General features: G+C 63.9%; 13 protein-coding genes and 1 tRNA gene. 10 read left to right on the top strand and 4 right to left on the bottom strand.

Translation table 11 applies throughout. The features are described 5' to 3' along the window. Window positions 1–7: 7 nt before the first annotated feature. On the bottom strand, window positions 8–166 hold the full coding sequence (locus AC0L3U_RS22260; protein ID WP_247357684.1) for a hypothetical protein: 159 nt from the start codon (window positions 164–166) through the stop codon (window positions 8–10). 446 nt (window positions 167–612) lie between these two features. On the opposite strand from AC0L3U_RS22260, the gene AC0L3U_RS22255 reads away from it, so the two are divergent. Continuing rightward, window positions 613–2,907, top strand: a complete 2,295-nt coding sequence (locus AC0L3U_RS22255) for an MHYT domain-containing protein (RefSeq protein ID WP_473363209.1) — start codon at window positions 613–615, stop codon at window positions 2,905–2,907. Window positions 2,908–2,956: 49 nt separating this feature from the next. Here the strand turns inward: AC0L3U_RS22255 and AC0L3U_RS22250 are convergent, their stop codons facing one another. Further along, complete coding sequence (locus AC0L3U_RS22250; protein WP_007597670.1) at window positions 2,957–3,442, bottom strand: hypothetical protein; 486 nt, start codon at window positions 3,440–3,442, stop codon at window positions 2,957–2,959. 228 nt (window positions 3,443–3,670) lie between these two features. Here AC0L3U_RS22250 and AC0L3U_RS22245 point away from each other — a divergent pair, with 228 nt between their 5' ends. Together AC0L3U_RS22245 and AC0L3U_RS22240 are read left to right on the top strand one after the other, a co-directional pair. Further along, a complete protein-coding gene (locus AC0L3U_RS22245) occupies window positions 3,671–3,895 on the top strand; it encodes a hypothetical protein (RefSeq protein WP_473363208.1) in 225 nt (74 codons plus the stop codon). A 78-nt stretch (window positions 3,896–3,973) separates the two neighbouring features. Continuing rightward, window positions 3,974–4,249 (top strand): hypothetical protein, encoded by a 276-nt coding sequence (locus tag AC0L3U_RS22240; protein WP_473363207.1) that lies wholly within the window; start codon window positions 3,974–3,976, stop codon window positions 4,247–4,249. Between the two features lie 23 nt (window positions 4,250–4,272). Here AC0L3U_RS22240 and AC0L3U_RS22235 read toward each other — a convergent pair. Together AC0L3U_RS22235 and AC0L3U_RS22230 are read right to left on the bottom strand one after the other, a co-directional pair. Next, window positions 4,273–4,349 (bottom strand) — tRNA-Arg (locus AC0L3U_RS22235). 220 nt (window positions 4,350–4,569) lie between these two features. Beyond that, window positions 4,570–6,069, bottom strand: coding sequence for an ATP-binding protein (locus AC0L3U_RS22230; protein ID WP_473363206.1), 1,500 nt, complete (start codon window positions 6,067–6,069; stop codon window positions 4,570–4,572). A 384-nt stretch (window positions 6,070–6,453) separates the two neighbouring features. On the opposite strand from AC0L3U_RS22230, the gene rpmH reads away from it, so the two are divergent. The 7 genes from rpmH (at window position 6,454) to AC0L3U_RS22195 (ending at window position 12,288) form a co-directional block, all read left to right on the top strand. Next, window positions 6,454–6,588, top strand: a complete 135-nt coding sequence (rpmH, locus tag AC0L3U_RS22225) for a 50S ribosomal protein L34 (RefSeq protein ID WP_008542748.1) — start codon at window positions 6,454–6,456, stop codon at window positions 6,586–6,588. 27 nt (window positions 6,589–6,615) lie between these two features. Continuing rightward, the gene (gene rnpA / locus AC0L3U_RS22220) at window positions 6,616–7,044 is read left to right on the top strand and encodes a ribonuclease P protein component (RefSeq protein ID WP_456767325.1); all 429 of its coding nucleotides are present in this window, start codon (window positions 6,616–6,618) and stop codon (window positions 7,042–7,044) included. A gap of 13 nt (window positions 7,045–7,057) precedes the next feature. Beyond that, window positions 7,058–8,932, top strand: coding sequence for a membrane protein insertase YidC (gene yidC, locus AC0L3U_RS22215; protein WP_473363205.1), 1,875 nt, complete (start codon window positions 7,058–7,060; stop codon window positions 8,930–8,932). 140 nt (window positions 8,933–9,072) lie between these two features. Further along, complete coding sequence (yihA, locus tag AC0L3U_RS22210; RefSeq protein WP_473363204.1) at window positions 9,073–9,726, top strand: ribosome biogenesis GTP-binding protein YihA/YsxC; 654 nt, start codon at window positions 9,073–9,075, stop codon at window positions 9,724–9,726. Next, window positions 9,726–10,097 carry a DUF423 domain-containing protein gene (locus AC0L3U_RS22205; RefSeq protein WP_473363203.1) on the top strand — a complete coding sequence of 124 codons (372 nt, stop codon included), beginning with the start codon at window positions 9,726–9,728 and terminating at the stop codon, window positions 10,095–10,097. Before yihA ends, AC0L3U_RS22205 begins: the two co-directional genes overlap by 1 nt. Window positions 10,098–10,258: 161 nt before the next feature. After that, window positions 10,259–11,146 carry an acetylglutamate kinase gene (gene argB, locus AC0L3U_RS22200; RefSeq protein ID WP_007597683.1) on the top strand — a complete coding sequence of 296 codons (888 nt, stop codon included), beginning with the start codon at window positions 10,259–10,261 and terminating at the stop codon, window positions 11,144–11,146. A gap of 155 nt (window positions 11,147–11,301) precedes the next feature. Then, on the top strand, window positions 11,302–12,288 hold the full coding sequence (locus AC0L3U_RS22195; protein WP_473363336.1) for a DUF1036 domain-containing protein: 987 nt from the start codon (window positions 11,302–11,304) through the stop codon (window positions 12,286–12,288). Window positions 12,289–12,486 lie beyond the last annotated feature (198 nt).

Here is a 12,486-nt window from a genome sequence, read left to right as displayed (position 1 = left end):
CGCGCTTTCAAAACAAAGCGGCGCTGGCAGCCTGTCCGTAGATCATTGCGGCCACGAGAGAGAGCAGCAAGCCCGCGCCCGAGAAGATCACGAGAACTTTCAGAGTTTCGACATCAACGTTGGTTCTCGTCGCGCGGGATATCGCCTTTGCCAGTGCAGCCATCATCGCCAGCTCCGAACAGGCCGCGCGGAGGCGCGACCTTTTCCATCTAGCGTGATTGCGCGCGTTTGCGTGTGAAGCAGATTACAGGTGATCTCGCGTGCTGCACCTCACACGCCGGCCGAGCGTGCCTGGATCTTACCGTTGATAGCGCACCACGCTCGTGCCGGCGTAGCAGCGCGTGACGTCGCCCTCGCGTATGACGGGCGGCCGTTCGTCATGCATCTTGCGCGGGAACCAGCCGACTTGCTGCCATCTTTGCGATGCAGGCTCGCGGCGGTACCATTCTCAACTGATTCTCGTCTGACGAGGTACGGATGCCGCGGCCGGTCATCGGCGCGGTTCTCTCAGGCGGAAACGATCTTGGTGCCGAGGATGATTCGGCGTCGTCGGGGGGAGGACAATTTGCGGGAACGCGAACGCGAACGTAAGTTCGGCTAGCGTCGGCCGAAATGCATCATCATGCGGCTTTTCACGATCCCGTTCTGGTCGCGTTATCGATTCTGATCGCGGCACTCGCCTCCTATACGGCATTGGACCTGGCGACCCGAATGCGAGCTGCTTCGGGAAGGGCCCGCCGATCCTGGCTGGTAGCCGCTGCGATCGCCATGGGCGGCGGCATCTGGTCCATGCATTTCGTCGGTATGCTGGCCTTCAGCCTGCCTGGAATCGAGATCTCGTACGATCCATTCCTGACTCTCCTCTCGCTTGTCATTCCGATCGTCGTCGCCGCTGCCGCCTTTGCCGTCGTCGGACGACGCCCACGTGCGCTGCTCGCCTCCGGCTTCGCGATGGGACTTGGTATCTCCGGCATGCACTATACCGGGATGGCCGCGATGCGAATGGCGGCCCTCATGGAGTACGATCCCCGATGGGTTGTGCTCTCGATCCTGATCGCGATCAGCGCCTCGGTCGTGGCGCTCTGGCTCGCCTTTCGCAACACCAACGCGGTCCAGCGGCTGTTCGCAGGCCTGGTGATGGGCCTTGCGGTCTCCGGCATGCACTACGCCGCGATGGAAGGCGCCATGTTCCTGCCGACGAACACCATGGCCCGGCAGGCAGGACATCTCGGCGTCGGTCAGGCGCCGCTCGCGTTCCTGCTCGCCGGCATCACCATTGTGATCCTGAGCATCGGAATCGCGGCTGCCGTCTATGACAGGGCTTCCGCGGAGCGCGCTCAACGCGAGGCCGACGCCCTGAGGCGCAGCGAAGAACGCTTTCGGCTCCTTGTCGAAGGTATCGTCGACCACGCGATCTTCATGCTCGATCCGGACGGGCGCGTGGGCAACTGGAATCGCGGCGCGCACCGGCTGATGGGCTATGGCGATGACATCGTAGGGTCGAGCTACACGATCTTTCATGCCGAGGAAGATTGCGCGGCCGGGACCCCCGCGCACGCCCTTGTCGAAGCCGAGCGGGAGGGGAAGTCGGCAATCGAAGGCTGGCGTGTCCGCAAGGACGGCAGCCGCTTCTGGGCGGAAGCAACGATCGTTGCGGTACGGAACGAGAGCGGCGCGATCGCCGGCTTTGCGAAGATCGTGCGCGACGTCAGCGAAAGGCGACGGGCCCAGGATGCGCTGGATCGGGCGCGCGAAGCACTGATGATGTCGCAGAAGATGGAAACCATCGGCCAGCTTACCGGCGGCGTGGCCCACGACTTCAACAACCTGCTCGCAGCCGTTATCGGCAGCCTCGAACTTCTGAAGAGGCGCCTGCCGCCGGGCGATGCGAAGGTCCAGCGCCTGGTGGACAACGCGATGCTGGGCGCGCAGCGGGGCGCGTCCCTGACCCAGCGTATGCTCGCGTTTGCGCGTAAACAGGATCTCAGGCCGGCGGTCGTCGATATCCGCGAATTGGTGCACGGCATGGCCTCATTGCTGAAATTCGAGCCTGGAATTCGTGTCGAGACGCTGTTTCCGATGGACCTGCCGAAGGTGAGGGTCGACGCGAACCAGCTCGAACTGGCTGTCCTCAACCTGGCGGTCAACGCCCGTGATGCGATGCCGGGCGGCGGCCTGATTACCATTGCCGCTCGTGAAGAGCGGGGCGATGGCAGCCTTCGGGCGAGCGACTACGTTGCGCTCTCGGTGAGCGACACCGGCTGCGGCATGGATGACGAGACACTCAGGCACGCCCAGGAGCCGTTCTTTACGACCAAGGGCGTCGGCAAAGGCACCGGGCTCGGCCTGTCCATGGTCCACGGACTTGCCGAGCAGTCCGGCGGCAAGCTCGCTCTGAGGAGCCTTCCCGGAGAGGGCACGACCGCCGAAATCTGGCTGCCGATGGCCGGGGAGACCGCGGTGCCAGACCCGCGCGCGGAAGCTCCGGCGCCCGTACCGCGGTCCAGCCGACAGCTTTCCGTGCTTGTCGTCGACGACGACCTCCTGGTGCTCGAGAACACGGCAGCGATGTTGGACGATCTTGGGCACATCGTGGTCGAGGCGCGCTCGGGCGACGAGGCACTCGCTTTGCTCCGCCGCACCCGTACCGTCGACCTGGTCGTGACCGACTATGCCATGCCTGGGATGACTGGACTGCAGCTGGCCAGCGCTGTCGCCGCGGAGCGCCCCGGGACGGTCATCCTCCTGAGCACGGGATACGCAGAGATTCCCAGCGACGAACGATCCAGCCTGCCGCGTTTATCAAAGCCATTCGACCAGGCTGCGCTGGCGAAGGCCGTCGAGGCGGCAATGCGCGAAGACGAGCCAACCGGATCCATCGTCGCCTTTCGGCCGAAGAGCGCATGAATGCCGCGCTCGGTGTGGTCGCGGTTCGGAGGTTCAAGGCAATGGTCCGTCAAATCCCGCCGGGAAGCTCAACGCCCGCTTCCGTCAGGTCACGGAGGAATTTGCGCACCAGGAGCATGTTGGTTCTCTGCAGCTCGTGATTATTGCCGAATTTGAACTGGTTGGCTTCGGTTACGATCAGTCCCTGGTCGGTCTCGCGGAAAATGCCTTGCTTCTTCAAGCGATCGGCGCGCCGCCGGACGGTTTCGATCGGCAGACCGAAAAAGCGGGACAGGGCGGCACGGGAAACGCCCTGCTTGATCTTATCCGGCTCAACCGCCTGGATACTGCCAAATTGCCGGTCCAATTCGGGGTTCTTCATGATCTTGAGAACGTTGGCGTTCAAGACCGCATGAATGATCATCAAGTCCAGCGGATCGAAATCGTAGTGGCGGAACATTTCGCTGGCTGCGCACAGCATGTAGGCCAACGAGTGGCGAGAGACGGTTCGGATCAAATCCGCAGCGATGTCCTCGCCTTCAGTCGTACCAACCATGGCCAGTGCCCGCTTCTACGGATGTCCGGTTCGACGCCCACAAGCCGGTTCTATGTATCCGTGGCGCACCGCGCGCGAGGCAGGACCGGTCTGCTGTTTCCCCCAATATGGGTATGGTCGCGGTTTCATCGGGTCAATAGCTGGCTTGTCGGCAACATCATTTTCACCGATACGGGGTTGAGTTGCCGGACGCGCAATTGGCGCGTGCCAATTGTGGTCTTGGGCCAAATGACATTTATCATCGAAGCTATTAAAGACGACTGCCGCACCGTGGATTTCCGTGACAGCGCGATCGTTGCGGTGATCCTGGCCCGCAAACACGCGGTGAATGGTTATGTGGTTTCGATCACGGCTCCGAACGGGCAGCTTTTTTCAGCCGATCAGTTCAACCGTTTGCTGACGAGCAGCGGACTCGGTTCGGATCCGGCGGCGCAGGAAGTTGGGCGGCGCTAAAGCGGGCGTGCGCGCCATCGTATCGATCTTGTGACGGAGTATCATCAGTGTGCGCGGATCCGCCTCCCGCGCGCGACATTGCACGCCGTTCTTCACGCCGTCGTCGAGAGCCAGATTGCGGATCGCGAACTGCCGGTCCGAGCCGCGGCGCAACGGCTGATGTCAGAGGGGCTCGATCGTCACGAAGCCATCCATGCGATTCGCTCGGTGCTGGTCGGATATCTGAATGACCGGATGCGCGGACTGAGGTCGGGCGGCGGCGACCTCGATACGCGGTCCGAGCAGGATCTGAACGAGGCTTGTTTCGCCGAGTTTGAAGCCTTGACCGCGGAAGGATGGCTTCGGTCCGCGTGACCAGGCGACAGTCGGTACCGAAATGGCGCGCCCGGAACGATTCGAACGTCCGACCCTCAGATTCGTAGTCTGATGCTCTATCCAGCTGAGCTACGGGCGCGTTTTTCGCTGACAGTGCGGGCGTGGCCCGCAGGCAGCCCCCGGCGACGCCGGAGGGGTGCGAAAGAGCGCTCTGACTAACCGCTCTTGCCCCGATTGGCAAGGTCCGGATTGGGGAGATTTTGCTAGGAAATGAGAGTTTCCGCACTCGGCCGCCGGCCGACTATTGGTTTGAGCATGATCTTTTCGGAAAACCGCTTCGCACTTTTCCGGCTCATGCTCTATGCCCGCGCCCGCTCGTTGCGGACGGAGAGCAGTTCCACGGGGCGGTCGGGGATGACGATCCGGAAGGTGGCGCCGATGGTGCCTTCGACCAGATGGATGTCGCCGCCATGGGCGCGGACCAGCTCGGCGGCGATGGCAAGGCCGAGGCCGCTGCCGCCGGGGCGGCCGGAGGTCTGGAACGCCTCGAACAGGTGATCGCGGGTCCTCTGGGGCACGCCGGGGCCGGTATCGGAGACCTCGAGGATGGCGACCGCGCCCTCGCGTTTTCCCGTGATCCGGATCTGCTGCGCGCCGCCCTCGGCCGACGCATGGCTTTCCAGCGCCTGGGCGGCGTTGCGGACGAGGTTGAGCAGCACACGAAACAGCTGGTCGGGATCGGCGTCGACCGCGAGCCCGCGCTCGATTGCGGCGACCCAGGAGATCGAAGCGTCGGAGGCAAGGCCGGCGGTCTCGCGCACCTCCAGCACCACCGGCTCGATCATGATCATGCGCCGGTCGGGCGCAGCTTCCTGGGCGCGGCCGTAGGACAATGTGGACTGGCAGAAGGCGATGGCGCGCTCGAGCGAGCGCACGAGCTTTGGCGCAAAGCGCTGCACCCGCGGATCCGGCACGCTGGCGAGCTGGTCCGACAGGAGTTGCGCCGAGGCCAGCAGATTGCGCAGGTCGTGGTTGATCTTGGACACCGCGAGGCCGAGGGCGGCGAGCCGGCTCTTCTGATGCAGCATCGACATCAGGTCGCGCTGCATGTCCGACAATTCGCGCTCGGCAACGCCGATCTCGTCGCTGCGCTGGCTCGGCACGATGATCCCCGCCGAACTCTCGGGATTTTCGTGGAAGCCGACCAGGCTCGCGGTCAGCCGCCGCATCGGGCGCACGAACAGATAATGCATGGCGAGATAGACGAGGCCCGCGGTCAGCACCGCGATGACCAGCGCGACCACCACGACGTTGCGGGAGAAGCGGTACATCGACTGCCGCAGCGGCAGCTCGTCGGTGACGATCTCCATGAACTGGGCGTTGCCGACGCCCGGCCCGACGATCCGGATGGCCTGGTTGCCGGTCTCCAGCATCATCCGGAACGAGCCGGTGATCGCCTCCCACGCCGTCATGTCGCGCAGGTCGATGTCGTGCTCGATGGCGGCGGGCAGATTGTCGCTGGCGAGCAGACGGCGCTGCTGGCCCATCTTGATGGCGACGGCGCGGGCATTGATGCTCTTCAGGATCTCGCGCGAGAGCGAATCAGGGACCATGCCGAGCGGCGCGGCATCGAGCACCAGCGCCGCCGTGTTGGCCGCCGCGACGCGGTCGTTGAGCCGGTTGACCCAGAAATTGGCAATGGCGGGCACGTAGAGCAGGATGGCCGCGATCATCACCAGGGGAACGGTGAGCAGCAGCAGCTTGCCGGACAGCCCAAGCCCGCGCGTCCCCCGCGGCAGCGCCGCCGGCGGGTCGCGCTGATCCCCATCCTGGATCGGCTGGAGGTCTGTCGCTGCCACGAAATTCGCCCTCGCTGCCTTTGCCGGATGAAAGATGTCGCCGGGTGAAGGGTCTTGGCGCGTATCAAGATGCGGCCCGCCCCCAGCGCGGTCAAATTACAGATCGTCAATCTGCCAAGGTCGGATGTAAGCGCAGATTTGGCGAGTCGCCACCTCAAGGGTTAAAAACCCCGCACAAACAGCGATATTCGCCGGAATTGAGCGCTTGTGCGGCGTTGACGAAAAGAAGGCGCTCGCTTATAAGCCGGCCAATTGTCCGCGATGACCCGGTGTGACCGCCGGGAGCGGCTCTCTTGGGGCCGAAAAAGGCCCGTTTTGGGCAGCATCTTCCGGACTTTATCATCAATTCTACAGGCAAATTGCCCGGTCAGCGGAGAAAAACCCGTGAAGCGGACTTATCAACCCAGCAAACTGGTGCGCAAGCGCCGTCACGGCTTCCGTGCCCGTCTCGCCACGGCCGGCGGCCGCAAGGTGCTCGCCGCCCGCCGCGCCCGCGGCCGCAAGCGTCTGAGCGCCTGAGCCGGACCCCCTTTTTGGGATTTCATCATGGATCGGCTGAGGCAGCGGGCGGATTTCCTCGCCGTTGCCAATGGCGCGCGGGTGAATAGTCCCGCGTTCGTCCTGCAAAGCCTTGACCGCCGAAGCCTTGACCGTGAGGACAGCGGCCCGATCCGGATCGGCTTCACCGTCACCAAAAAGAACGGCAACGCCCCCCAGCGCAATCGCATCCGGCGCAGGCTTCGCGAACTGGTGAAGCGGCTCGATCCGATGTCGATGCAGCCCCATCATGATTATGTGCTGGTCGGCCGAAGGGACGCGCTCTCGCGCGGCTTCGCCACCATGCTCGACGATCTGCGCATGGCGTTCGCGAAGCCCACGCGGCATACGCACAAGGGACGCGGCCCAAAAACCGACTCAAGAACCGACGGCTCAAAGCCCGGCCCCGCTCCTGCGACCAGCCGCAAACCGGATTGATGACGAGAGAATGATGACCGACAACCGCAATACCATCCTCGCCGTCATCCTGTCGGGCTTCGTGCTGATCGCCTGGCAATATTTCTACAACATGCCGGCGATGGAGAAGCAACGCGCCCTGCAACAGACGCAGGCCGAGCTGCATAAGTCCACGCCGCAGCCGACGGCTTCCGGGACGCCGAGCGCCACGCCGCAGCCCGGCAGCGCAGGCGCGCCCTCCGCTCCCCAGATCGCCAATCAACCGGCCCAGCCGACCGTCAGCCGTGAGGCGGCGATTGCCGCCTCTCCGCGCGTCAAGATCGATACGCCCCGCTTGACCGGCAGCATTGCCTTGAAGGGCGCGCGCATCGACGATCTTGCGCTGGTGCAGTTTCGCGAAACGGTCGACCCGAAGTCACCGCCGATCATTCTCTATTCGCCGTCGGGCACCGCAGAGCCCTATTACGCCGAATTTGGCTGGGTGGCCGGAACAGCTGGCACAAAGGTGCCCGACCGGACCACCGATTGGCAGCAGGAGGGCACCAACAGCCTGACGCCGTCCACGCCGGTCATGCTGAAATACGACAATGGCGAAGGCCTCACCTTCCGCCGCACCATCACGATCGACGACCACTACCTCTTCAGCATCAAGGACGAGGTGACCAATGTCGGCAACGCGCCGGTCAAACTCTTTCCCTTCGCACTGATCTCGCGCCACGGCACGCCGCAGGTCTCGGGCTACTACATCCTGCATGAAGGCCTGATCGGTTACCTGGGCGAGCAGGGTTTGCAGGAGAAGGCCTATAAGGCTGTCGGCGAAGCACCCGCGATCGGCAACGGCGGACACGGGTTCGAATTCAACAACGTCACCAATGCCTGGCTCGGTATTACCGACAAATATTGGGCGTCTGCGCTCCTTCCCGACACGTCGGCAACGCTCAAGGCCCGTTTCGTCGCCGAACCCGGCACCCAGATCCGATACCAGACCGACTATCTGCAAAGCGAGCAGACGGTCCCGATCGGTGGCACGACGACAACGAACGCGCGGCTGTTCGCGGGCGCCAAGGAAGCCGGCGTGGTCGGCATCAACTTCCCGCTCGCCGGCCATGGCGGCTACAACAAGGAGCTCGGCCTCAACCATTTCGACCTGTTGATCGACTGGGGCTGGTTCTACTTCATCACCAAGCCGATGTTCCTCGGCCTCGACTTCTTCTACCGCTTCTTCGGCAATTTCGGCATCTCGATCCTGCTCGTGACCGTGATCGTGAAGCTGTTGTTCTTCCCCTTGGCGAACAAGTCCTACGCCTCGATGGCGAAGATGAAGTCGGTCCAGCCGCAGCTTCAGGCTCTGAAGGAGCGCTTCCCCGACGACAAGGTGAAGCAGCAGCAGGAGATGATGGAGATCTACCGCAAGGAGAAGATCAATCCGGTCGCCGGCTGTCTTCCGGTTGTGATCCAGATTCCGGTGTTCTTCTCGCTCTACAAGGTGCTGTTCGTCACCATCGAGATGCGGCACGCGCCGTTCTTCGGCTGGATCAAGGATCTGTCCGCGCCTGACCCGACCAATCTGTTCACCTTGTTCGGGCTGATCCCGTTCGATCCGACCACGCTGCCGCTGTTCGGCCATTACCTCGCGCTCGGCATCTGGCCGATCATCATGGGCATCACGATGTGGTTCCAGATGAAGCTGAATCCGACGCCGCCGGATCCGACGCAGCAGATGATCTTCAACTGGATGCCGCTGATCTTCACCTTCATGCTGGCGGGCTTCCCGGCGGGCCTCGTGATCTACTGGGCCTGGAACAACACGCTCTCGGTGCTGCAGCAGAGCTTCATCATGCGCCGCAACGGCGTGAAGGTGGAGCTGTTCGACAATCTCAAGGCGACGTTCGCAAAGAAGGCGACGTAGCGGTCGTCATTGCCGGGCGCAAATGCCTCCACATCGTCATGCCCGGGCTTGTCCCGGGCATCCACGTTTTGGAGGATACTGTGTGGATAGACGTGGATGGCCGGGACAAGCCCGGCCATGACGAGAGGTGAGGCCTTCGCATGACCGACGACAAAGATGCGAAGCTGATCGAGGTCGGGCGGAAGCTGTTCACGCGCGACTGGCAGTTCATCTGGGCTTCGCCCTCGACTGAAACGCTGCCGCCGATGGCGGGGCTGGAGATCGCCTTTGCCGGCCGCTCCAATGTCGGCAAGTCCAGCCTGATCAACGCGCTGACCGGCCGCAACGCGCTCGCGCGCACCTCGCATACGCCGGGCCGCACCCAGGAGCTGATCTTCTTCGAGGTCCCCGGCAAAGGCGAGCTGCGCCTCGTCGACATGCCCGGCTACGGCTATGCCAAGGCGCCGAAGAGTCAGGTCGCGTCCTGGACCGAGCTGATCCACAAATTCCTGCTCGGACGCGCCAGCCTCGCGCGCGTCTACGTGCTGGTCGACGCGCGGCACGGCCTCAAGGACGTCGATCTCGAAGTCCTGAAGACTCTCGATCGCTCCGCGGTCAGCTACCAGCTCGTGCTGACCAAGGCCGACCAGATCAAGGCCGCCGAGCTCCAATCGCGCATCGTCGAGACCGAGGCCGCGCTCGCCAAGCGTCCGGCCGCGTTCCCGAACGTGCTCGCGACCTCGTCGCGCAGCGTAACCGGCATGGCCGAGCTGCGCGCCGCGATCGCAAAGCTGCTGGAAGAGCGAACCTCGTAATGGCGGCACTTCGCCTGCTGATCGGGCTTGCCGGTGTGATGGGCGCCGCCGGCGTCGCGCTGGCCGCGGCTTCCGCGCATGGCGGCGATGCGAGCCGGCTCGCCGCCGCAAGCGCCATGCTGCTGTTTCACGCAACTGCCATACTTGCGGCCGTCGCCCTGCTCGGCCGCGGCCTTCTGCACGACGGAATTGGCATCATCGCCGCGTCCGGCTTCGCAGCTGGCGCGGCGCTGTTCGCGGGCGATCTGACCTTGCGGCAATATGCCGGCCATTCGCTGTTTCCCTACGCGGCGCCGACCGGTGGATCGGTGATGATCTTGAGCTGGCTGGCGGTGACGCTCGCGGCGGTGGTGGTGAAGCGCAGTCCGTAGCCCGGATGGAGCGAAGCGCAATCCGGGACCGCGCTCGCCGCACCAACCCGGATTACGCTGCGCTCCATCCGGGCTACGCGGCGGCATGCCAGCCACACTTTGCGCCCCGCCCGCCAATCGGATAGAACGCGGCCGAGTATCCCGCCAGCGAGATCCGCCTCATGACCGAAATCTCCCCGCTCGACCAGGCCCGCATCCTGTCCGAAGCGCTGCCGCACATGCAGCAGTATGACGAGGAAACCATCGTCATCAAGTATGGCGGCCATGCCATGGGCGACGAGGAGACCGCGAAGAATTTTGCCCGCGATATCGTGCTGCTCGAGCAGACCGCGATCAATCCGGTTGTGGTGCATGGCGGCGGCCCGCAGATCGCGACCATGCTCAAGCGCCTCGGCATCGTCTCCGAATTCGCAGCCGGCCTGCGCATCACCGATGCCGCCACCATCGAGATCGTCGAGATGGTGCTCGCCGGCTCCGTCAACAAGCAGATCGTCGGCTACATCAACGAGGCCGGCGGCAAGGCGGTGGGGCTATCAGGCAAGGACGCCAACATGGTGAAGGCGTCGAAGACGACGCGCACCATCATGGATCCGGACTCGCACATCGAGAAGGCGGTCGATCTCGGCTTTGTCGGCGATCCCGAGAAAGTCGATCTCACGCTGCTCAACCAGCTGATCGGCTACGAGCTGATCCCCGTGCTGGCGCCGCTCGCGACCTCGAAAGAGGGCCAGACGCTGAACGTCAACGCCGACACTTTCGCCGGCGCCGTGGCCGGCGCGCTGAAGGCGAAGCGACTGCTGCTGCTCACCGACGTGCCGGGCGTGCTCGACAAGTCCAAGAAACTGATCCCGCAGCTCTCGGTCAAGGACGCACGAAAGCTGATCGCCGACGGCACCATCTCCGGCGGCATGATCCCGAAGGTCGAGACCTGCATCTACGCGCTCGAACAGGGCGTCGAGGGTGTCGTCATCATCGACGGCAAGATGCAGCACGCGGTGTTGCTCGAGCTCTTCACCAACACCGGCACGGGAACGCTGATCCACAAGTGATGAAGAGCGGGCCAAAGAAAGCCGTCATGGCCGGGCTTGTCCCGGCCATCCACGATCTTTTATCCCGCGCCAAGAACGTGGATGCCCGGGACAAGCCCGGGCATGACGAGTTGAGGACTCGGCGACACCGTCGCTCAGGCTTCACACGTTTCCTGATGACGCTCCCTGCCGCGGCCATCTCGTTCGTGTTCTCCTCCGCACCGGCTTTCGCCGACCTGAAAATCTGCAATCGCATGTCCTATGTCGTCGAGGCCGCGATCGGTATCGACGACAAGGCGGCGACCGCGACGCGCGGCTGGTTCAGGATCGACCCCGCCACCTGCCGCGTGGTGGTGCAAGGCACGCTCTCCGCCGACCGCATCCTGCTCAACGCCCGCGCGCTCGGCGTCTACGGCGCATCCCCGATCCCGCAGAACGGCAGCGACACGCTGTGCGTCGCGCAGGACAATTTCGTCATCGCGGCCGCGCGACAGTGCCGCAGCGGCCAGACCCAGGCCGCTTTCACCCAGATCACGCCGACGCAAGGCGCGGACGGCAATTTCGTCGCCTATCTCGCCGAGGACTCCGAGTATGACGACGAGCAGGCCCGCCTCGCCGGCATCCAGCGGCTCTTGGTGATCGCAGGTTACGACGCCGCGCCGATCGACGGCGTCGATGGACCGAAGACGCAGGGCGCGCTGGCCGCTTTCCTGAAGAGCCGCGGATTGTCGTCCGACATCCTGTCGTCGCCGAACTTCTTCAAGACCATGGTCGATGCGGTGCAGACGCCGTCTGCGACCGGCCTCACCTGGTGCAACGACACCGCGCACAAGGTGATGGCGGCGGTCGCCACCGACGACGGCAAGGCGGTGACGAGCCGCGGCTGGTATCGCATCGACCCCAAGACCTGCCTGCACCCTGATGTCAGCGGTCAGCCGAAGCAGATCTTCAGCTTCGCGGAAGCCATCGACGCCGACAACCGAATCGTCAAGCTGAAGGACAAGCCGCTGAACTGGGGCGGCGACAAGCAGCTTTGCACGCGCGAGACCAAGTTCGAAACCAACGAGCAGACCGACTGCGGCGCGCGCGGTTTTGCGGCGACGGGCTTTGGCGCGGTGGACATGTCGAGCGGCGGCAAGACGCTGCGCTTTGCGATGCCGTGACGGGTGGTGTTGTGATCGTACCGGTGCCATGCACTCCGCTGTCGTCCTGGCGAAAGCCAGGACCTATTACCCCAGGATTGGGTTTGGCGAAGACCAGCGTGCCCCAATGGTCGGTCACGGCGTATGGGTCCCCTGAGTTCACAAACGAAGTGCAACACTTCCATCTGGAGGTGTTGCCATGGGGCGGACTTACAAACA

It is taken from the genome of Bradyrhizobium sp. Kon69 (assembly GCF_055807515.1).
Note: the sequence above shows the minus strand (reverse complement) of the source record. Positions and strands in the feature narration are given on the sequence as shown.